The 21732-nt window shown below is 67.3% G+C and carries 19 protein-coding genes; 4 read left to right on the top strand and 15 right to left on the bottom strand.

The features are described 5' to 3' along the window. Positions 1-21: 21 nt before the first annotated feature. From hutH to AC07OC_RS01850, 14 genes are all read right to left on the bottom strand, one after another. On the bottom strand, positions 22-1563 hold the full coding sequence (hutH, locus tag AC07OC_RS01915; RefSeq protein ID WP_218341084.1) for a histidine ammonia-lyase: 1542 nt from the start codon (positions 1561-1563) through the stop codon (positions 22-24). A gap of 63 nt (positions 1564-1626) precedes the next feature. Then, positions 1627-2448 (bottom strand): histidine utilization transcriptional repressor HutC, encoded by an 822-nt coding sequence (gene hutC, locus AC07OC_RS01910; RefSeq protein ID WP_218341083.1) that lies wholly within the window; start codon positions 2446-2448, stop codon positions 1627-1629. 13 nt (positions 2449-2461) lie between these two features. After that, the gene (locus AC07OC_RS01905; RefSeq protein WP_218294731.1) at positions 2462-3241 is read right to left on the bottom strand and encodes an ABC transporter ATP-binding protein; all 780 of its coding nucleotides are present in this window, start codon (positions 3239-3241) and stop codon (positions 2462-2464) included. Then, complete coding sequence (locus tag AC07OC_RS01900) at positions 3238-4074, bottom strand: ABC transporter permease (protein WP_218341082.1); 837 nt, start codon at positions 4072-4074, stop codon at positions 3238-3240. Before AC07OC_RS01900 ends, AC07OC_RS01905 begins: the two co-directional genes overlap by 4 nt. A 35-nt stretch (positions 4075-4109) precedes the next feature. Next, complete coding sequence (locus AC07OC_RS01895; protein ID WP_218294729.1) at positions 4110-5075, bottom strand: ABC transporter substrate-binding protein; 966 nt, start codon at positions 5073-5075, stop codon at positions 4110-4112. A 363-nt stretch (positions 5076-5438) separates the two neighbouring features. After that, positions 5439-6845 (bottom strand): sensor histidine kinase, encoded by a 1407-nt coding sequence (locus AC07OC_RS01890; RefSeq protein ID WP_218341081.1) that lies wholly within the window; start codon positions 6843-6845, stop codon positions 5439-5441. After that, positions 6842-7528: a response regulator transcription factor gene (locus tag AC07OC_RS01885; RefSeq protein WP_218341080.1), complete on the bottom strand. Its 687-nt coding sequence runs from the start codon at positions 7526-7528 to the stop codon at positions 6842-6844. The genes AC07OC_RS01890 and AC07OC_RS01885 overlap by 4 nt, the downstream gene beginning before the upstream one ends. Positions 7529-7537: 9 nt before the next feature. Beyond that, positions 7538-7855 carry a hypothetical protein gene (locus tag AC07OC_RS01880; RefSeq protein WP_218294726.1) on the bottom strand — a complete coding sequence of 106 codons (318 nt, stop codon included), beginning with the start codon at positions 7853-7855 and terminating at the stop codon, positions 7538-7540. A gap of 16 nt (positions 7856-7871) precedes the next feature. Further along, entirely contained in the window at positions 7872-8339 is a 468-nt protein-coding gene (locus AC07OC_RS01875; RefSeq protein WP_218294725.1) for a Spy/CpxP family protein refolding chaperone, read from the bottom strand. A gap of 197 nt (positions 8340-8536) precedes the next feature. Next, positions 8537-8812 carry a hypothetical protein gene (locus AC07OC_RS01870; RefSeq protein WP_218341079.1) on the bottom strand — a complete coding sequence of 92 codons (276 nt, stop codon included), beginning with the start codon at positions 8810-8812 and terminating at the stop codon, positions 8537-8539. A 41-nt stretch (positions 8813-8853) separates the two neighbouring features. Further along, entirely contained in the window at positions 8854-9054 is a 201-nt protein-coding gene (locus tag AC07OC_RS01865; protein WP_494600347.1) for a hypothetical protein, read from the bottom strand. 157 nt (positions 9055-9211) lie between these two features. Continuing rightward, positions 9212-9523: a hypothetical protein gene (locus tag AC07OC_RS01860; protein WP_218341078.1), complete on the bottom strand. Its 312-nt coding sequence runs from the start codon at positions 9521-9523 to the stop codon at positions 9212-9214. Between the two features lie 153 nt (positions 9524-9676). Then, positions 9677-9937, bottom strand: coding sequence for a hypothetical protein (locus tag AC07OC_RS01855; RefSeq protein WP_218341077.1), 261 nt, complete (start codon positions 9935-9937; stop codon positions 9677-9679). 625 nt (positions 9938-10562) lie between these two features. Further along, positions 10563-12248: a long-chain fatty acid--CoA ligase gene (locus AC07OC_RS01850; protein ID WP_218341076.1), complete on the bottom strand. Its 1686-nt coding sequence runs from the start codon at positions 12246-12248 to the stop codon at positions 10563-10565. A gap of 236 nt (positions 12249-12484) precedes the next feature. On the opposite strand from AC07OC_RS01850, the gene AC07OC_RS01845 reads away from it, so the two are divergent. Beyond that, entirely contained in the window at positions 12485-12841 is a 357-nt protein-coding gene (locus tag AC07OC_RS01845; RefSeq protein WP_218341075.1) for a hypothetical protein, read from the top strand. 66 nt (positions 12842-12907) lie between these two features. Here AC07OC_RS01845 and hrpA read toward each other — a convergent pair whose 3' ends face one another. Continuing rightward, on the bottom strand, positions 12908-16990 hold the full coding sequence (hrpA, locus tag AC07OC_RS01840) for an ATP-dependent RNA helicase HrpA (protein ID WP_494600346.1): 4083 nt from the start codon (positions 16988-16990) through the stop codon (positions 12908-12910). 198 nt (positions 16991-17188) lie between these two features. Here hrpA and AC07OC_RS01835 point away from each other — a divergent pair, with 198 nt between their 5' ends. The 3 genes from AC07OC_RS01835 (at position 17189) to AC07OC_RS01825 (ending at position 21722) form a co-directional block, all read left to right on the top strand. Further along, positions 17189-19057 carry a serine hydrolase domain-containing protein gene (locus AC07OC_RS01835; RefSeq protein ID WP_218341073.1) on the top strand — a complete coding sequence of 623 codons (1869 nt, stop codon included), beginning with the start codon at positions 17189-17191 and terminating at the stop codon, positions 19055-19057. A gap of 360 nt (positions 19058-19417) precedes the next feature. Next, entirely contained in the window at positions 19418-19669 is a 252-nt protein-coding gene (locus AC07OC_RS01830) for a hypothetical protein (protein ID WP_218294716.1), read from the top strand. 22 nt (positions 19670-19691) lie between these two features. Beyond that, positions 19692-21722, top strand: coding sequence for an AAA family ATPase (locus AC07OC_RS01825; RefSeq protein WP_255591472.1), 2031 nt, complete (start codon positions 19692-19694; stop codon positions 21720-21722). The last annotated feature ends 10 nt before the right edge of the window (positions 21723-21732 follow it).

The following is a 21732-nucleotide window of genomic DNA, read 5'->3' as shown; positions in this document are numbered from 1 at the left end:
AGAGAGAAAGAAAGGAAAAAATCAGGAATGGCTGGGCAGGCACTGCAGCAGCGGCGCGGGCCATGGCGTCTCCGAGGCCCATTCGCGCATGGATTCGATGTCGGTGGCCAGGAAGCGGTCTTGCTCCAGGTAGGCCACGCGCTGGCGGATGGCAGCGAACTGGTCTTCGATGAGCACAGAAGATTTCAGGCTGCGGTCGAACTCCATGCCCTGCGCGGCGGCCATGGCCTCGATGCCCACCATCACCGCCGCATTGCGCACCATGTCGCCCAGGCGGCGTGCGCCGTAGGTGGCCATGGAAACGTGGTCTTCCTGGTTGGCCGACGTGGGCAGGCTGGTCACGCTGCTGGGGTTGGCCAGGCACTGGTTCTCGGCCGCCAGCGCGGCGGCGGTGACCTGGGCGATCATGAAGCCCGAGTTCACGCCGCTGTCGCGGATCAGGAAGGCCGGCAGGCCCGACAGGCCGGGGTCGAGCAGCAGCGACAGTCGGCGCTCGGAGATGGCCCCGATCTCGGCCACGGCCAGCGCGATGATGTCCGCCACGAAGGCCACGGGCTCGGCGTGGAAGTTGCCGCCCGAGATCACGTCGCCGTTGTCGAATACCAGGGGGTTGTCGGACGCGGCGTTCGCCTCGATGGCCAGCACGCGCGCGGCGTGGTGCAGGTTATCGAGGCACGCGCCCATCACCTGCGGCACGCAGCGGATGGAGTACGGGTCCTGCACGCGGCCGCAGTGGGGATGCGAAGGGTCGATGGCGCTGCCATCCAGCAATGCGCGCACGGCGGCCGCCACGGCGATCTGCCCCGCCTGGCCGCGCGCCTCGTGGATGCGTGCGTCAAACGGCTTGACCGAGCCCTTGATGGCCTCGAGCGACAGGCAGCCTGCGACCAGCGCGGCGGCGAAAACGCTCTCCGCGCCGAACAGCCCCGCCAGCGCGAGCGAGGTGGATACCTGCGTGCCGTTGAGCAGCGCCAGCCCTTCCTTGGGGCCCAGCACGAACGGCGCAAGGCCGATGGAGCGCATGGCCTCGGCCCCAGACACCACCGTGCCATCGACCTTGGCCTGCCCTTCGCCGATCAACACGCAGGCCAGGTGGGCCAGCGGCGCCAGGTCGCCCGACGCGCCCACCGAACCCTTGGCCGGAATCACGGGCAGCACGTTGGCGTTGGCCATGGCCAGCAGCGCATCCACGATCTCGGGACGGATGCCCGAATGCCCACGCGCCAGGCTGATGGCCTTGGTGGCCAGGATGAGGCGCACCACGGGATCGGGCAGCGCATCGCCCGTGCCCACGCTGTGGGACAGCACCAGGTTGCGCTGCAGCTCGGCGAGGCGCTCGTGGGCGATCTTGGTGCTGGCGAGCTTGCCGAAGCCGGTGTTGATGCCGTAGACCACCTGGTCCTCACCCACGATGCGCTGCACCGTGGCCAGCGACGCCTGCATGAGGGCACGCGCGGACGGGTCCAGCGACAGCTGCACGGGCGCGGCGTGGATGCTGCGCAATTCAGCCAGCGTGACCCGGCCGGGGTGCAAGATCAGAGAGGAAGCGGTGGTTTTTGTCATGGCGTTGATCCTGTATATACAAGTAGGTACAAGCGGAAAAAATCGTGCTCTTCAGGCAAGCGTTCAACCAGCGACCGGGTTGCCGTCGGCTCTAAAGCGGCTGCCCAGGCGGTAGCGGGTAGCGGGGTGCAAACAACGCACCACGGTGATGGGAATCCCGCGAGACCAGGTGCGGCGGGTGAGCAGCAGGCAGGGCTCCTGCGGCGACATCTCCAGCAGCGTGGCCTGCTCGGCGGTGGGCATGACGGCATCGACCACGTGCTCGATCTGGTCGAACGGCACGTTGCGCACCAGGTATTCGGAGGGCTGCAGCAGCGTGAAGTCCTGCGCGGCGAACTGGGGCACCTGGCGCGGGTTCACGTGGCGGTCTTCCAGCTGCACGGGCAGGCCGTCCTCGCGGTGGACGCACAGCGAGTGGAACACCGACTCCCCCGTGCGCAGGTCCAGCGCTGCCGCCACTTCGAGCGTGGCCGAGATGCGCTCCACGGCCAGCACGTCGCAGCGGTAGTCGTGCCCCCGCTGGCGGATTTCGCTCGCGAGGTTGGCGATCTGCAGCAACGTGGACTGTGGCTTGTCTTCCGCCACGAAGCTGCCCACGCCGGCCACGCGCACGATGCGGCCCTGCTCCACCAGTTCGCGCAGCGCGCGGTTCACCGTCATGCGCGAGATGCCGAACTGGGTGACCAGCTCATTCTCGGACGGCAGTCGGTCGCCCGCGCGCCAGATGCCTTCCTGGATCTTGCGCGAGATATGGTCCTTGATCTGCTCGTACAGCGCCATCGCCTGTGCGGGCGCCGCCACGGCCGCCACCACCCTGGCCGGAGCGGCAAGCGGCGCGCTGCGCGGGGCAGCTGCTGCGGGACGGCGGGAAGGACGGGCGCTCATGGGACGAAGGCGTTCAGTGCAGATCGGCCGCCATGGATTCGGCGCGGATCTCTTCCGTCAGGCGCGCCTTGAGGTCCATGAACTCGGGGCTGGTCTTGATCGTGTAATGGCGCGGGTGCGGCAGGTCCACCGCCAGCTCGGTCTTGATGCGGCCGGGCCGCGCGCTGAACACGGCCACGCGGTTGGCCATGAAGATGGCCTCGTCGATGTCGTGGGTGACGAAAAGCACGGTCTTGCGCTCGGCCTCCCAGATGCTCAGCAGCAGCTCCTGCATGAGCACGCGGGTCTGGTTGTCGAGCGCGCCGAAGGGCTCGTCCATCAGCAGGATCTTGGGGTCGTTGGCCAGCGCGCGCGCAATCGCGGTGCGCTGCTGCATGCCGCCCGACAGCTGCTTGGGAAAGTGCTGCTCGAAGCCGCGCAGGCCCACCTTGGCGATGAAGTACGCGGCGCGTTCCTTCTGCTGGGCTTCGGGCATGCCGCGCTCGCGCAGGCCGAAGCGGATGTTCTGCTCGATGGTGAGCCAGGGGAACAGCGTGTAGCTCTGGAACACCATGCCGCGCTCGGCGCCCGGGCCTTCCACGGGCGCGCCGTCGAGCAGCACGCGGCCGCTGGTGGCGTGGTCCAGCCCCGCGACGATGCGCAGCAGCGTGGACTTGCCGCAGCCCGAGGGGCCCAGGATGGTGACGAAGTCGTTGTCCTGCACTTCGAAGTCGACCGGCTGCAGCGCCTGCGTGCGCTGGCCCTTGGCGGTCTCGAAGACGCGCGAAACGGCTTGGATGGATACGCGGCTCATCGCACAAAACTCCAGGCAAACAGACGGTGGTTGAGCGCCTTGAAGGCGAAGTCGGACACCAGCCCGATGAGGCCGATGATGATGATGCCGAAGATGATCTGGCCGGTATTGAGCAGCGACTGGCTGTCGGTGATCATGTGGCCGATACCGCTCGAAGAACCGATCAGCTCGGCCACGATCACGTAGGTCCAGGCCCAGCCCAGCACCAGGCGCAGGGTCTCGGCGATCTCGGGCGCGGCGCCCGGGATGAGCACGCGCGTCACGATGCCCTTGTGGCCGGCGCCCAGCGTGTAGGCGGCCTCCACGAGGTCGCGCCGGGCGCTCCCCACGGTCACGGCCACCATCAGCGTGATCTGGAAGACCGAGCCGATGAAGATGACCAGGATTTTCTGCGTCTCGCCAATGCCGGCCCACAGGATGAGCAGCGGAATGAAGGCCGACGCGGGCAGGTAGCGGCAGAACGAGACGAAGGGCTCGAAGAACGCCTCGATGCCCTTGTAGGCGCCCATGGCGATGCCCAGGGGCACGGCGATCACTGCGGCCAGCACAAAGCCACCGACCACGCGCCAGATGGTCATGCCGATGTCCTTGATGAAGCCGTATTCGGTGAACAGCAGCCAGCCTTCCTTGGCCATGGTGATGGGGCTGGCCAGGAAGGTGGGCGACACGAAGCCGCCCAGCGTGAAGAACGCCCACACCGCCACGAACACGACGAAGAAGGCCAGCCCCAGCATCCAGCGGGCACGGCTGCTCACGGGCTCCAGGGGAGCCAGCGAGCGCCGGCGCACGGGAGCGTGGGACTCGGTAACGGACAGGGGTTGCACTGCAGACATGGCGCGCTCTTCTTTGGCTCGGGAAAACTCAGTTGTTACTTGATGAAGCTCGCGTCGAAGGTGGCGGCCAGATCTTCAGGCGCCTTGCGGATGATGCCGGCCTCCAGCAGGATGCCGGTGGCATCCTTCATGAACGTGGTCAGCTCGCCCGCGAAGAACTTCTGGTTGGCGGCCTTGTCCTGCCAGCGCAGGAAGGACGACGACTTGGCGAACTGCTCGCCCGTCTGCTTGACGGCCGCGCCCATGATCTCGTTGGACTTGGTGGGGTCGGCCTTGATCATGTCGAGCGCCTGGAAGTACGAATTGGCCAGGGCCTGCGCGGCCTTGCCGTTGGCCTTGAGCCAGGTGGGGTCGCAGCCGACGGTGTCCATCACCATGGGGTAGTCGAGCGTGGTGGCCAGGATCTTGCCGGCGGCAGGGTTGTCGCGCACGGTGGAAAGATAGGGCTCGTACGTCATGGCGGCATCGTTCTGGCCGGCCACGAAGGCCTGCGCGGCCGCCTGGGGCGACAGCGTGGTGGTCTTCACGTCCTTGAGGCTCATGCCGTTCTTGCTGAGCATCCAGGCCAGGCCGAAGTACGGGGCGGTGCCGGGAGCATCCACGCCGATGGTCTTGCCCTTCAAGTCGGCAAAGCCCTTGATGTCGCCCCGCACCGCGATGCCGTCGGCGCCGTAGGACTTGTCCATCTGGAAGATCTGCACGATGGGCACGCCGTTGGCGTTCCAGGCCACATGCGTCTCGACGGTGGTGGCGGCGCACTGGATGGACTTGGAGGCCAGGGCCAGGTGGCGGTCCTTCTGCGGGATCATCTTGATCTCCACATCCAGGCCGTTCTTCTTGAAGATGCCCGCCTTGTCGGCCAGGGTGAGCGGCGCGAAACCCGTCCAGCCGGACATGCCCAGCACAATCTTGGTTTCCTGCGCCTGGGCCGGGGCGGCCAGGGCCATCACGCATGCCGTTGCCGCTGCCAGCGACGTCCATTTCACAACCGATCGAGTCATCATCTGCTCCTGTTTGAAGAAAGTACCTTAGCCCATCCCGGCCGGGTCGCACCCGCATTCCAGCCGCCATGATGACAGCCGCAGCATACCTGTATATACAGGGTAAACGCTAAAGAGTCCCCAAAAGGGGCCGGTAGCCAGTCTAAGCAAGAATGAGGCCAACGTAAGTACCCCACGCCGGCGACCGCTGGTGAAAATCAGAAATTGATAGCAAACGATCCATGGCAGGTGTATGCCCACGCCGGTCTGTCATCCATTTGCGCTTCGCGAAACCGTACGAAGAAAAACACCGCGCCACGCCAACGCACCATCGCGGTGCAGTGCGGCGCCCCCAGCAGGCCGGGGGGCCGCGGGGCACCCAGCTCAGGCGACGATCGGCAGGCGCACCGTGGCCGAAAGACCGGGCCCGGCGTTGCGCATCTGCAGCGTGCCGCCGTGCGCCTGTGCCACCAGCCGGCACAGGTACAGGCCCAGGCCCACGCCGCCGGTGGTGCGCTGCCGCGCCGTGTCGGGCCGGTAGAACGCCTGCGCCAGGTGCGGCAGGTGCTCTGGGGGAACACCCGGTCCGTGGTCGCGCACCTCCAGTTCGAGCGTCTGCGCCGCGAGGCGCAGATGCAACTCGGGCGGCGGCGCGGCCGGATCGCTGCTGTGGCGCAGGCTGTTGTCCAGCAGGTTGCGCAGCAGCAGGCGCATGCGGGAGCGGTCAAGCGACAGCGGCGGCATGCCCTGCTGTGCATGGAGGGTGATCCCCGCCGCGCCGGCATGGCGGCCGCCGAGCTCGGCCACCACCTCCCGCGCCAGCGCAGCCAGGTCCACGGGCTCGCGGTGCAGGGCGGCGTGGCGTCCAGCCAGGCGCTCGCTTTCGAGCAGGTCGGTGATGAGTCCGGCCATTTCACTCAGGTCGCGCATCAGGGCCTGCCGCTGGGCCTGCACGTCGGCGGTCTCGGGCAGCAGCTCGGTGTTCAGGCGGGCGCGGGTCAGGGGGCTGCGCAATTCATGGCTCATGGCCAGCAGCAGGGCCCGCTTGGCCTCCAGCATCTGGTGGATGTCATCCCCCATGGTATTGATGGTGGCCGCCAGTTGCCCCAGCTCGTCGGGCCGGTGGGCATGCCGCACGGGGATCGCCTGGGCGAAATTGCCTTCGCCAAACCGCTGCGCGCCCCGGCGGATGTCGTCGAGCGGGCGCAGCAGATGCCGCACGTACACATAGGCCAGCGCGGTGAGCAGCAACAGCACCGTGAGCGTGCCCCACGCAATGCGCGGGCGCTTTTCCCAGGACAGCGCATTGAGCCCGAACTCGATGCTGTGTCCGTCCGCCGTGGTGCGCTGCAGGAGCCGGCGGCCCTGGTCGTCGCTGCCATGGCCGTTCCAGTGCTCCTCGCGCTGGAACTTGTCGCTCATCCAGTCGCTGCGCGGCTGATCGGGGTGGGATTCCCAGTGGACCACCGGCCCGTCAATGCGCAGCGTGACCGGCAACCGGCTGGCGATGGCCTTCGCCCGCTCGATGCTGGGCGGGCTGCCGATCTCGTCCGCGAGGCGGTCCACGTAGTCCATCAGCAGGGGCCTGGCCGCCTCGCGCCAGCCCACGGACACCGCCTTTTGCACTCCGCCCATGAAGGTGACGGCCACCGTCACCGCGAGCGCCATGAACACCAGCACCAGCCGGATGCGCAGCGAATACCCGACCGCGCGCCGCGCGCGGCGGTGCCAGGGGCAATCGTGCCCGTCTTCGGCCCCCTCGCCAGGGCGCGAACGCCGCCAGAACCTCATGGCGCCGCCCGCCGCAGGGCCAGCGAGTAGCCCGCGTTGCGCAAGGTCTTGATGCAGTCGAGCGGTTCCAGCTTCTTGCGCAGGCGGCTCACCACGATATCGACGGCGCGGGTGTACAGCTCGGCCTCGTGCCCGCGCAACTGGTTCAGGATGTCATCGCGGCTGAACACCTTGCCCGGTTCGCGTGCCAGCAGATGCAGCAGGTCGAATTCGGTGCCGGTCAGCTCGACGATGCCCCCTTGTCGCAGCACGCTGCGGCGCGCGGCATCAATGCTGAGGCCTTCAAACTCCAGCGTCCCCGAATCGCCGCCCTGCCCCGGCGCGCGGCTGCGGCGCAGCACGGTCTGCAGCCGGGCCACCAGCTCGCGCGGCTCGAAAGGCTTGGGCAGGTAGTCGTCGGCACCCAGCTCCAGGCCCACCACGCGGTCCATCACCTCACCCCTGGCCGTGAGCATCACGATGGGCAGGTCCCCCTGCTTGCGGATGGTGCGGCACAGTTCAAAGCCGTCCATCTCGGGCAGCATGACATCAAGGATGGCGGCATCAAAGCCGCCCGCCCCGAGCCGGGCCAGGCCTTCGCTGGGCTTGAGCGCATGGACCAGTTCCAGCTCGAAACGCTGGAAATAGATGGCAAGCGGCGGACCCAGTTGGGCGTCGTCGTCAATGAGCAGGATGCGGTGCATGCGCGATTCTTACATTGGCAGGCCGCTGCCGGCCACCGGCGGAGCAAGCAATGCGCGGTGCCGCCGGATGAGCTCCCGCAGGCGGTGCTGCGCAGGCAGGTGCAGCGCATCGAAGGCGTCCGCGGCCGCGAGCAGCGCAGGCAGGGCGGGCGCGGCGGCGGCGGGCTGGCGCGCCACGAGCCCGAGCGCATGCTCCCTGTCAAAGCGCGGCCCCCATACCAGCGACATCAACTCGTCATGGGGCTCGGGCATGCCTGCCAGCAGCACAGGGCCGTGCATGCGCACTTCCTGCGTCAAGTGGTGGATGGGATCCAGCATCGGTGACATGGAAAATGCTCCTGCCTCAGCCGCGCGCCATCCAGCCCCTGCGCCGCTGCATCAGCTCGCGCACCTTCTGCTGCTGGTCCGGATTCAGGCTGTCGTAGAAGTCCGCCAGCGCATTGATCACTTCAGGGCTGTTCGCCTGTACCGCGCGGGTCTTCTCCTCCAGCAGGCTCTGCGCGCGTGCACGGTCGAACTTGTCGCCCGCGACGATGGCCTGCACTTCCGCGCGCGGATCGGCTGTCTTGCCCAGGAAGGCCGTGCGCTGTGCCTCCATCCTGTCCGCCAGCACATTGAGCTTTTGCTTCTGCGCATCGTTCAGATCCAGCTTGCCGCTGACCCGGTCGACCACCTTGGCGCGCACCTCCGCCATTTTCTCCGGGCTCATGGGCCCGTGGCGGTGGGCTCCACTGGAACAGGCCGTCAGACCACCCACCATGATGGATGCGCCAAAGATTCCTACCAGCGTTCTCTTGATCCAGGGTTTCATGATCAGTCCTTTCGGGACGGTGTTGAACATGGCCCTGATGGTGCCGGCAGGTGCTTCGGGAGTGGTCTCGACGCAGTTTCGGTTTATTTCATTTTGTTTCGCGGGATAAGGCGCTGGCAAAGGCCCAGGTCCTTTTGGAGCGCTTCAAGCCGCGCCCGCAGGTGGGGTGCAGCAGCCAGATCGAGACAGGCGGAATCTCAGCGCAGGACGGCGGACAGCACCACCAGCCGGTTCGACAGCTCCACGGCGTCGGTGCGCATCTGGATGAGTGGAACCGTGCCCACGCTGCCCCCGCCATACCAGATGTTGAAGGCCGTCACGCCGGGGAACCCGTCGGCGTGACCATAGGCCTCGATGGCCTCGTCAATTTCGGCATGCAGGGTGGGAGTGCCGACCAGGACCTTTCCGTCAAACACCCGGGCCAGGTATTGCGCGGTGCCCTCGGGCCGAATGTGCAGTGTCAACACGCGCATGGTTTCTCGCTGCACGCACCGGGGCGCACTCAGGCCTGTCGTCAACCCATCGCCTGGGGTTCGCGGTATTCCAGGTCTGCAGACTGCAATTCCCGCTCCATGCCATGGCTGTCTCCCCGCCAAGGCGCGAGATCGTCGGTTTGCTGGCGCTGGAAAACCCGCTCCATCGGCTGCCCCATTTGCAAGGCAGGCGCTTCTGGCCACGCTTCCAGATGATGGGAGGGGGGATCGAAAGAAAACATGCTGAACTCCTCGCACGGGCACCGCACTGGCCCGGTGGTGATTGAGGCATGGGCCCGAACACACGCATGTCGGAACCCCGTGAAGACAGGTGTAGGACAACACTGACGTGGATGCGGGCGCCGTCCCGCCGGCAGGATCGCAAAGCCCTGGGCGCCGTCAGGCGGCCTTTGCCAGCAGCGGGGATTCCCCGACCCCCAGGGCATCGCCCTCGCCCGCCAGAAGGCCGATGCAGTCCAGGGCCGTCGGCGGATCGCAGGGCTCGGCATAGACGCGCAAGGCTATGTCTTGGGCGGCGGGAGAGAAATAGAGCCAGAGGTTGTCCTTTTCCTTGTCATAGCAGGAAAAGAGCGCCCTGCCGGACCCCGGGGGGCACATCAGGAACTTCGACATGAACATCTGCTGGATGCGCAGCGTGGGCTCAAAGGCCTGATCATCATTGCCGAGTGCCAATTTGTACCAACTGCTCATATGCGCCTTTCACCTGGCCGTGCCAGTAAATACGGATGGCCCATCGTATTTACGCAGCGCGGCCGCGGCACTTCTGGTGCGGCGCATCAATTTGTAGGACAGTGACTCCGAGCGGGGTTTACGGGCATGAGGCCGGATACGTGGCACGGCCCATCAGTCGTATGAAGCCTCCAGATCGGTGTGCGCCTGCGGGCGGGGCGCCCTCACGCGGGATCGATAGGCTCTGAGCGTCGCGCAACCCAGGCCGGTGATGTACAGCACCTGCGCCTTCTGCTGTGGCGAATCGACGGGCGGGAGCTGCACTTCCACCATACCGGCCGCCCGCAACACGCGCAGCTTGTCGATGTTGACCACGTCCGATTCAATCAGGGGAAGCGCATCGCGCTCCAGCTCCCTTAGATACTCCATTGGCATGGCGGCCTCCGGCGTGAATGAAGGAATATTGTGCGGCGCGAGCCCCCCGGGTTCAAGGATTGATACACGAAGCTACAACCTTGCGGGCCCGGCAGCCAGAGGCCCCAAATGAAGCACCAGCGCGGCTGGGCGCCCCGCTGGCAGCCGCGCAAACCCCTGCCGATATTGTTGCCATTCGGATTTTTGTAACAAATCCCGCACCATCCATACCGGTCTTACCGTAGGAAACCGCCTACGCGGTCCTTCGCTGTTGTCGCACCCCGGCCTGGAGTACGCACACCTAGCATCCTTGCTTCATCAAAGGGGATGGCCATGCCAATCGTCGTGATTTTCTTCGGGATCCAACTGATCGCCGTGGCGCTGGCCGCCGCGATCGTGGGCATCTGAGCCCCACCCGCGCCTGCCGGCGGCTCCATCACCGCTGCCCCCGAGCCTTCGAGGCTCTAACCCTGGCAAGGGTCGCTGCCCCATCCAAACCGGACTTATTTCACGGTTGCGCCGCACACGGGCGGGCGGGCGGCCAGAATCGGACCTAGGATGCACCTACCGTCAAATCCCTGGCGGTTTCGCCCCTCCCTGTGCGAGTGATGCAATGATTTAGCCCGCCCCGTGCGGGCTATTTTTTTCAGCCCGCTTCCAGCTCCTGCAGCTGCCTCCACATCACCTTACCGCTGCCGCTCTTGGGCAGTGCATTCACGAACTGCACGATGCGCGGCACCTTGTACACCGCCATGTTCTCGCGGCACCAGTCGATGATCTGCTGTTCGGTGGTGTCCTTGTGCGATGCGCGCAGCACCACCACGGCCTTCACGGTCTCGCCTCGGTAGCTGTCCTTGGCGGAGATGATGCAGGCCTCCTGGATGGCGGGGTGGCGGAACATCAGCGCCTCGACCTCCGCCGGCCAGACCTTGAAGCCGCTCGCGTTGATCATGCGCTTCAAGCGGTCGGTCAGGAAGAAGTAGCCGTCCTCGTCCATGCGGCCCAGGTCGCCCGAGCGGAAGAAGCGCTTGCCCTCGAACTCGATGAAGGCCGAGGCGGTGGCATCCGGGCGCTTCCAGTAGCCCTCGAACACCTCGGGGCCATGGATGATGATCTCGCCCTGTTCGCCGACAGGCACTTCCTGCAGCGTGTCGGGATCGACCACCCGCGCATCGGTGCTCATGAACGGGATGCCCAGGCACTGCTGCTTGGGGTGGTCGGGCGGGTTCGAGTGCGAGGGCGCGGCCGTTTCGGTGAGGCCGTAGCCCTCCGAGTAGCGCAGTCCGTACTGTTCGAGCAAACGCTGCGCCACGGCCTGCGGCATGGCCGCGCCGCCGCCGCCAATGTAGACCAGGCTGGAGAGGTCGTAGCTTGCGAAGTTCGGGCTGCCCAGCAGGTCGATGACCATGGTGGGGATGTTGGTCCAGTTGGTGACCTGGTAGCGCGAGATGAGGCGCCCGGCCAGGTCGCGCTCCCAGCGGGGCATGATGACCAGGGTGGCGGCGCAGTAGATGGCGGTGTGCATCACGCTCACCATGCCGGTGATGTGGAACATGGGCACCACGGCCAGCGTCACGTTGTCCACCGAACCCGTGCCCCACAGGGCGCCAGCCGCCGCGTTGTGCATGATGCTGCGGTGCAGGTGCATGCAGCCCTTGGGCAGGCCCGTAGTGCCGCTGGTGTAGGGCAGCAGCGCCAGGTCGTCTGGCCCGACCACCAGCTCCGGGGGGGCCTCCGCGCAGGCCAGGGCGTCCGTCCAGGCATGGGCCTGGCCGCCCTCCAGGGCAGGCAGCGGGTGGCGCGTGCCCAGCCACTCCCGCCAGGCCTCGGGCGGCGCATCCGTGCCCGTCACCTGCGCATCGAACGCATCCGTGAATTGCGTCACCACCAGGTGTGCCAGGCGTTCGCCCGCGGGCAGCGCGTTGCTTGCCTTGGCCATCTCCGGAGCCAGGTCGCCCGTGGTGAAGGCCACCCGGGTGTCGGGATCGGTGATGTAGTGCTTGAGTTCTTCCGCCCGGTTCATCGGGTTGACCGGCACCACCACCGCATTGGCACGCAGGATGGCGAAGTGCGCCATCACCAGTTGCGGGCAGTTCTGCATGCACAGCACCACGCGGTCGCCACGCTGCACCCCCAGGGCCACCAGTTTCGCCGCCAGGCGCTCGGCGCCTTCGAGCAGGGCGCGGTAGCTCAGCGAAGCACCAAAGAACACCAGGGCCGTCTTGTCCGGATACCGGCGGGCACTGATGGCCAGGTTGTCCCACAGCGAGGTGGACGGCAGGGTGATGGAGCGGGGCAGACGCTGGGGCCAGAACTTGTAGTGAGGGCGCATGGGTGATTCGGTTCCTTTGAACCCGCAGCCTAGAGGCCCTGCACCCGCGTGGCATTGGGGATGCCACTGATGCCGGGTCGCGCATGTGACGCCGAGGCGCCGCGCCGCGCCGCGCCGCACCGCACCGGCAGCGGACACGCAGCGGGGGCAGCTGAGGCAGCTGGGGAATGAGGAGGTCTCGGATACCATCCTTGCGAAGCCGCTTTGTTTCCCTTCCAGCAACGACGAGTTGACGCATGCTCACCGCCACTTACTACGCCCTGATGCTCCTGGTCGGATACGCCTGGTACAGGTATGGGCAGAAACTGCTCGACAAGGGCCTGCGCGACGAGAACGATGAGTTCACCAAGCCGCCTGTCGGGCCCATCGGTTTTGTGCTCATCGGCGGTGTGGCGTGTTATCTGTTGTTCGAGGCCCTGCGCGCCCTGGTGCTGGGCAAGATTCCGTGCGTCGGGAAAGGCTGCGCAGGCCAGATCTACACCTTGGCAGAGCATTCCGGCCAGTACTGGGCCAACCTGTTTTTTGTGGTGTGGATGGTGCTGGCCCTGGGCTACACGATGTACGTGGCCCTCAAGATCTGGTTCAGGGCATGAGGCCCTGCTCTCGCACCTGAAATGGCGGCAGGTGCCCGCCGGAACCGGCTCCACCGGCCCCGGCCGTCAGCTATTGACCTGCGCCCACAGCTTGTCCAGCCGCTTCACGCTCACCGGCTGGGGCGTGCGCAGCTCCTGCGCAAAGAAGCTCACGCGCAGCTCCTCCAGCAGCCAGCGCAGCTCTTGCATGCGCGCATCAACCTGCCCCTTGCGCTCGGCCACCAGGCGCCAGTAGCGCTGCTCTTGCGGGCGCAGCTCGGCCAGCTTGGCAGCGTCACGGGCGGGGTCGGCGCGGTATTTGTCCAGGCGCAGCGTGATGGCCTTGAGGTAGCGGGCATAGTGCGCCAGCTGTGTCCACGGGGCGGCCGCAATGAAGTTCTTGGGCACCAGGCGCTGCAGCTGCTGCTGCGCGTCCTGCGTGGCCTCGGGGGCGTTCTTGGTGTCCTTGATCTTGCGGGCGGCCGCCGCGTATTCGGTGAGGATGGTGGCGGCCAGGCGCGCCACTTCGTTGGCGATCAGCGTGAGGCGGCCCCGGCCCTCCTCCACGCGGCGCTTGAAGGCGAACTCGTCGGTGGGCAGCGGGTCGAGCAAGAAGGCCCGGTCCAGCGCCACGTCGATGATCTGGGTGCGCAGCTCTTCCTGCGTACCCAGCGGCATGTAGGCCACCGCCATCTTCTGCAGGTCGGGAATGTTCTTTTCCAGGTACTTGAGCGCGTCCTTGATCTGCAGAGCGAACAGACGGCGCAGGCCCGCGCGGTGTTTGGCCGCTGCCACCTCGGGCTCGTCAAACACTTCGATGGTCACGGCGTCACCGCCATCGATGAGCGCTGGGAAGCCGATCAGCGTCTGGCCCGCCTTCTTGATCTCCATCAGCTCGGGCAGCTCGCCGAACGTCCAGGTGGCGTAGCGCTGGCCTGCGGGGGCCGACGGCGTGGCGCTGGCGGGTTTCGCAGGCTGGGCGGGCCGCGCGGCACCTCTTACTCCTGATTTAATAGCTGCTTGCGCTTTACCATCAAGCGCTGGAGGCATATTTGAATCAGATTTCGCACCCTCTGCCGCCGCGCCGCCGAGCTTGAGTCCCGCCAGCGCCTGGAATGCCCCGCGCGCCTTGGCGCCCCACTCCGCTTTCAGCGCGCCCAGGTTGCGGCCATGGCCGAGCTGGCGGCCATGCTCGTCCACCACGCGGAAGTTCATGAACAGGTGCGGACTGAGCATGTCGAGCTTGAAGTCCGCCCGCTTCACATCGAGCGAGGTCTCGTCGCGCACCTGCTTGAGCAGCACATCGGTCAGGCTGCCGGTGCCAAAACGTTCGGGCGTGCCCAGCAGCTCGGCCAGGCGGGTAGCGGACTCGGGCAGTGGCACGAAGCGGCTGCGTGGGCGCTGTGGCAGGCTTTTGAGCAGCGCCTGGATCTTGTCCTTGAGCATGCCGGGCACCAGCCATTCGCAGCGCTCGTCGCTCACCTGGTTGAGCACGAAGAGCGGGATGGTCACGGTGATGCCGTCGCGCGCATCGCCGGGCTCGTGCAGGTAGCTGGCGGCGCAGTCCACGCCGCCCAGGCGCACGGTCTTGGGAAACGCGTTGCTGGTGATGCCGGCCGCCTCGTGGCGCATGAGCTCTTCGCGCGTGAGCTTGAGCAGATCGGGCTGCTGGCGGGAGGCCTCGCGGTACCAGGCCTCGAAGCCATGGCCGCTGCACACGTCGGGTGGCAGCTGCTGGTCGTAGAAGGCATAGATCAGCTCGTCGTCCACCAGCACATCCTGGCGGCGCGACTTGTGTTCGAGCTCCTCCACCTTGGCGATGAGCTTCTGGTTGGCGGCCAGGAAGGGCAGCTTGCTCTCCCAGTTGCCCCCCACCAGGGCCTCGCGGATGAAGATCTCGCGCGCGGCGTGCGGGTCGATCTTGCCGAAGTTGATGCGCCGGCCGTTGTAGACCACCAGGCCGTAGAGCGTGGCCCGTTCGAGCGCCGTGACCTCGGCCGACTTCTTCTCCCAGTGCGGGTCGAGCAGCTGCTTGCGCAGCAGGTGACCACCTACCTGCTCGATCCACTGCGGCTCGATGGCGGCGATGCCCCGCCCGAACAGGCGTGTGGTCTCCACCAGCTCGGCCGCCACGATCCAGCGGCCGGGCTTCTTGTTCAAGTGGGCGCCCGGGTGCTTGTAGAACTTGATGCCGCGCGCGCCCAGGTACCAGTCTTCCTCTTCGCTGCGCGCGCCGATGTTGCCCAGCAGCCCGGCGAGCATGGACAGGTGCAGTTGCTCGTAGCTGGCGGGCTGCGTGTTGATGGGCCACTTGTGCTCGGCGACCACGGTGAGCAGCTGCGTATGGATGTCGCGCCACTCGCGCAGGCGGCGGATGCTGATGAAGTTCTGGCGCAGCAACTGCTCGTACTGGCGGTTGCTCAGCTTGTGGGTGGGCGCCGGTGCGGTGGCACTGGCCACCGCGGGCGCGGGTGCCGCCGCGGCCACCAGCCGCTGGGCCACGGGCAGGTGGGCCTGCGACGGTGCGCGCTGGTGGGCCATGGCCTTCTGCGCGCGGGCAGAAGGCAGCGTGGGCGCCCCGCCCCGTGCCTCGTTGATCCACTTCCACAGCTTGAGGTAGCCGCTGAACTCGCTTTTCTCGTCGTCGAACTTGGCGTGCGCCTGGTCGGCCTGCTGCTGGGCTTCCATGGGCCGGTCGCGCACGTCCTGCACGCTCAGCGCGCTGGCGATCACCAGCACCTCATCGAGCGCCTTGCGGTCGCGCGCCTCGATGATCATGCGGCCCACGCGCGGGTCGAGCGGCAGGCGTGACAGCTCCACGCCCATGGGCGTGAGTTCGTTGGCCTCGTCCACCGCGCCGAGTTCGCCCAGCAGCTGGTAGCCGTCTGCAATGGCGCGGCCCGAGGGTGCTTCGATGAACGGGAACTGCACCACGTCGCCCAGGTGCAGCGACTTCATGCGCAGGATGACGCCGGCCAGCGATGACCGCAAGATTTCGGGGTCGGTGAAGCGCGGGCGGGCGTTGAAGTCCGCCTCGTCGTACAGGCGGATGCAGATGCCGTTGGCCACCCGGCCGCAGCGGCCCGCGCGCTGGTTGGCGGCCGCCTGGCTGATGGGCTCGACCAGCAGCTGCTCCACTTTGCTACGGAAAGAATAGCGTTTCACGCGCGCCGTGCCTGCGTCGATCACGTAGCGGATGCCCGGCACCGTGAGCGAGGTCTCGGCCACATTGGTCGCCAGCACCAGGCGGCGGCCGGTGTGGCCGTCGAAGATGCGGTCCTGCTCGGCCTGCGACAGGCGGGCGAACAGCGGCAGCACCTCGGCATTGCGCATCACCGGCTGGTGGGCCAGGTGTTTGCGCAGGTGGTCGGCGGCCTCGCGGATCTCGCGCTCGCCGGGCAGGAAGATCAGGATGTCACCGGCCGCATTGCCCTGCCAGAGTTCATCCACGCCATCGGCGATGGCTTCGTTGAGGCCGTAGTCGCGCGTGTCCTCGAACGGCCGCCAGCGCTGCTCCACCGGAAAGGTGCGGCCGGAGACATAAATGATCGGCGCCGGCCCCTTGGCCGACTCGAAGTGCTTGGCAAACCGGTCCGCATCGATGGTCGCCGAGGTCACCACCACCTTGAGGTCCGGCCGGCGCGGCAGGATCTGGCGGATGTAGCCCAGCAGGAAGTCGATGTTCAGGCTGCGCTCGTGCGCCTCGTCGATGATGATGGTGTCGTAGGCCTTGAGCAGCGGGTCGGTCTGCGTCTCGGCCAGCAGGATGCCGTCCGTCATCAGCTTGACCGAGGCGTCGCGCGAGAGCCGGTCCTGGAAGCGCACCTTGAAACCCACCACGTCGCCCAGCGGCGTTTGCAGCTCTTCGGCGATGCGCTTGGCCACGCTGCTGGCCGCGATGCGGCGCGGCTGGGTATGGCCGATCAACTGGCCCTTCTGGCCTGCGGGCGCATTGCACTTGCCCCGGCCCAGGGCCAGCGCGATCTTGGGCAGCTGCGTGGTCTTGCCCGAGCCGGTTTCGCCGCAGACGATGACGACCTGGTGCTTCTCGATGGCCTCCATGATCTCGTCGCGCTTGCCAGATACGGGCAACGATTCGGGAAAGGTGATGCGCAGCGGCGCGGTTCGCGGGGCGGATCGGGGGGGAGTGGGAGGCGCGGATTCGGTCATGAAGCCACGCATTATCCGAGGCGGACGTTGGCCCCGTGCAACACAGGCCATGCGCGCGGCCAAACGGAGCACCCCGCGCTTCCTCCCTTGCGCGGTCTTTTGTCAAACGCCACTTTTTGGTGCCGGGGATTTCAGTATGTAATACCCCGGTTCCGCCCCGAAGATGTCTGCGTGGCGGGTGCCCTCCGGAATGACCGCATGCTCCCGCAGACATCTGCCCCGAATTTTTCCGCCCGCGACAGCGCCACCCCACCGCCCTCCTCGCGCCGCGACTGGCTCGCATGGGCCGGCACCGCAGCCCTGGGCCCCCTGCTGCCGGCCTGCGGGGGCACCGGCAACCCCGGCCCCGCGATGTCGGCCACCATGGCCTGGGGCCGCAACGAAATACGCCAGGCCATGCTGCGCAGCGATGCGCGGGCCGCTTCCGTCGCGCTGCTGCACGGCGACCGCCTCGTCTGGCAAGAGGCGTTCGGGGTGCTGGACGACACGTCCGCCACCCCGGCAACGCCCGACACGCGCTTCAATGTCGGCTCCGTCAGCAAGGTGCTCGCGGCGCTGGCCGTCATGGTGCTGGTGGACCGCCAGCTCGTGCAGCTCGACGCCCCCGTGGTGCGCTATCTGCCCCGGTTCACGATGCTGTCGGAAGACTACCGCGACATCACCGTCCGCCACCTGCTGAGCCATGCCTCCGGGCTGCCGGGCACCCACGCGCACAACATGTTTTCCTTTGCGCCGCTGTCAGGCTATGCGGCGGGGCTGGAGGCGGCGCTGGCCGGCGTGCACCTCAAACATGCGCCCGGGGCGCTGGCGACCTACTGCAACGACGGCTTCACGCTGGTCGAGCGCATCGTGCTCGCGGTCACCGGGCAAAGCTACCCGGCATTCGTGCAATCGGTCCTCTTCAACCCGCTGGCCATGGCCCGCTCGGGCTACACGCTGCTGCCCCTGCCCGAAGGCAGCTTCGCCCATGGGTACATCCACAAGGTGCGCCAGGGCCAGGAGTTCGTGATGGGCTACGCCACCGGCGGGCTGTGCACCACGCCGGGCGACATGATGAAGCTCGCCGCGATGCTCCTGCAGGGCGGTGAATACGACGGCCGGCGCATCGTCTCGAAAGCCGCCGTGCTGGAAATGGGCCGCGACCAGGGCCAGGGCACGCACCTTCACCTCACGCCAGACTGGCACGCCGGCCTGGGGTGGGACAGCACGCGGCATCAGGGCCTGGGCGCCGCGGGCGTCCTCGCATGGCAAAAGAGCGGCAGCACGATGTTCTACGCCAGCGACTTCCACGTGCTGCCGCAGGCGGGCCTGGCCCTGCTGCTCACGGGCAGCGCCTCCAGCTTCAAGCCCGGGCCCATCGCCGAGGGCATTCTGCTGCGCGCGCTGCAGGAAACCGGCCAGCTCCCTGCGCTGCCGCCCAAGGTGTCCACCGCCGCCCCCGCGCTGGCCACCTCGTCGTCCAGCGCGGTCGATGCGGTGCTCGGCATCTATGGCCGCTCCTCGAAACCCCTGAAAGTCCTCTCGCCCGACAGCCAGCAGATCGACTTGTGGATCTGGTCCGCGCCGGCGAAGGACTGGGCACCGCTGTGCACGGGGCTTCGCCCGCGCAGCGACGGGTGGTGGTGGTCGGATGCCCAGCCCCGCACCCACTACCGCTGGGAGATGGCCGACGGCCGCCGCTACCTGCTTTCGCGCGAGCCCGCCACGGCGGGACACTACTGGGTCACCATGCCCGTGGGCCAGCAGATGCCGCGCGCCGCCGCCGCGCTCCCTGCGCAGTGGATATCGCGGCTGGACAGCACCTGGCTGCTCGCGAACGAAGCGTCCGAATCCATTCCGCTGGCCCTGGGTGTGGGGGCGGCCGCCCTGCGCGAGCTGCCCGAGCTTCCCGGCTACCTCTTCTGGGACGACAGCCAGTTCCTGCTGCCCCTGTCGCCGGACCGCGCCGGCATGGCGGTGCAGGTGCCGCTCAACGACGGCCGCGATCTGGTGGAGCTGGTCGTGGAAACCCGCGACAAGGAGGAATGGATGCACGCCGCCGGCTGGGCCTACCGCCGGCAGGGCTGAGCGCCGGCCCTGCCCGCCCCGCAGCCACCGCAGCACACAGGCGCAGGGCACGGGCTGCCCGGTACTGTTCCTTTCACACGACAAATGCAGCCGTTCGCGGCCCCTTGCGCTTGCCAAGCCCCGGGGGCCTCGCCACAATTCGCGCTTCTTTCTTTCAGGCATGTGCCCGCCGCCACGGCAGCCCCTGAAAACACTGGAGGTCACCGCTATGTTTGTTCCCTTGTCCGCTCCCGCCTGACCACCGTCCACCGCCCCGGCTGGACTGTGTGCGCACGCACTGTCCAGCCTTGGCCCCCGGCGCCCCCACGCGCTCCGCAAGCCCTGGCTCCATTGCCGGGGTTTTTTGTTTGTGGAGTGCACATGAGTGCCAAAAAATTGTCCCGGGCCTATGCCCAGGGTGAGATCAAGAAGCTGCGCCGCATGAAGCAGCCCCTGGTCGTAGTTCTCGAGTCCTCGGGCCCGCCCCGAAATCCCGTGGCCACCGCACTGGCCCGGCGCAGCCTGTCGAGCGCGGCAGGCAAGCACATCCGAGCCCGCGGGGCCCAGCGCCGCGCGGACAACGTCGCCCTGCGCAAGGCGATCCAGACATCCCGCTTCACCGAAAGCGACTGATGCGACACAACGATTGAAAACCATGGACCTTTCCACCCTTTCCGAAGACACGCCGCACAAGCGGCCCGCTCCGCCCATCGCGCAGCGGGAGCTGCTGGCCCAGCGCCAGCAGGCGCTGGCGCTGGCCGCAGCGCAGCTCAAGGCCGAGCTGTTTGGCATCGACGACGTGATCGACCGCGTGGTCGACGCCATCCGCGCCTGGTACGTGCTGCCCCAGCTCATCACCCGGCCCGTGATCGTGTGCCTGTGGGGCCTGACCGGCACGGGCAAGACGCAGCTCACGAGGCGCCTGGCGCAGCTGCTGGGCTTCTACGACCGCTTCGTGGAGGTGCAGATGGACGGCTTCAGCCACGGCGCGAGCTACCGCAGCTCGTCCATCTCGGGCATGCTCGCGGACTCCGGCATCCACGAGGGCGCGCCGGGCATGCTGGTGCTGGACGAGTTCCAGCGCTTTCGCACGGTGGACACCAAAGGCGCCGACGTGAAGGTGGAGCGCTACCAGGACGTGTGGACGCTGCTGTCCGACGGGCGCCTGCCGCCCGCGCTGAGCGCCCTCACCAACATCGAACGCAAGCTGGCCGACGCGCATTACGAAGCCGAACGCGCCGACGACAACGAGGACGAGCGCGCCGGCAAGAAGCCCTACCGCTTCCAGCTCGACGCCTGGGATGCCCAGGAGCTCAAGCGCATGCTCAAGCTCTCGGAGCCCCTGGCCGAGATCATGCAGTGGCCGCCCGCGCAGGTGCAGGCGCTGTTCACGCGGTTCCAGCAGTCGCTGTCGTCCTGGGAGACCGACTACAGCAAGCTGCTGGTGTTCGTCTGCGGCAACCTCGACGAGATGTACCACGAGACCGCGCAGCGCGTGGAAGACTGCGACACCGACGCCGACATCTTCCACCGCCTCACGCGCAAGCTCTCGCTCATCGACGTGAAGAAGGCCCTGAGCGAACGCTTCAAGCCCGAGCAGATCGCCCGGCTGGGCAACGAGCACGTGATCTACCCCTCGTTCAACAAGGCCACCTACGAGCAGCTCATCCGCAACCTGTGCGCGCGGTACTGCGACGACATCGCCGCACAGTGCGGCGTGCGCTTTGCCATCGGGCAGGACGTGCTGGACGAGCTGTATGCCAACGCGGTGTTTCCGGCGCAGGGCACGCGGCCGCTGTTCTCGTCGGTGCACGCGATCCTGAGCGCCAACCTGGTCAACGCCGCGCTGTGGGCGCTGGAGCAGCAGCTGCCCCTGGCACAGGACGTCGCCATCACGCTGGCGGCCGACAAGCGCCACCTGGTGGTGCGCGGCCTCGGCGGCCAGGGCGAGGCGCGGCAGGCGCAGTTTGCGGTGGCGCTGGAGCTCAACCGCCTCAAGCAGCGCGCCAATGCCGACTTCCGCGCCCTGCTGGCGGTGCACGAAGCCGGCCACGGACTGGTGTACTGCCTGCTGTTCGGCCAGGCCCCGCAGGAGGTAAAGATCAACATCGCCTCGTTCGAGGGCGGCTACAACAGCTTCGCGGGCCTGAAGGTCACCACGCGGCAGAACGCGCTCGACATGATGTGCGTGGGCCTGGCGGGCCGGGTGGCCGAGGAGCTGGTGTTTGGCGAAATGGCCTGCACGACCGGCGCCGAGCAGGACTACAAGCAGGTCACGGCCGAAGCGGCGCGTTTCATCCGCCACCACGGCTTTGGCACGCGCCTGTCCCGCACCGACGTGACGGTGGAGCTGGACAACCACCTCAACACCGACGTGGAACCCAGCAATGCGGCCATCGAGCAACTGCTGCAGTCCCAGTACCAGCGCGCCAGCGCCCTGCTGCGCCAGCACCGGGAGGCCCTCACCCGCCTGGTGGAGGCCCTGCTGGACCACGGCATGATCGCCCAGCCCGAGATGCAGACGCTGATGGCCCGAAGTGGCGTCGCCATTGCGGTGGCAGCCCACACAGGGCCCGACGAAGCCCTGATCCTGGAGCCCTTCGCGGCCCGGCTGGCCGCGTTTCGGCAACAAACCGGGAGCCAACCCGCACCTGCCCCGGACAGCGAAAGCCCTGCATGCTTATGATGCGCGACTT

The organism is Acidovorax sp. GW821-FHT10E04 (genome assembly GCF_059415185.1).
The sequence above is the reverse complement of the archived record's forward strand: the minus strand, read 5'-3'. Positions and strand labels throughout refer to the sequence as shown.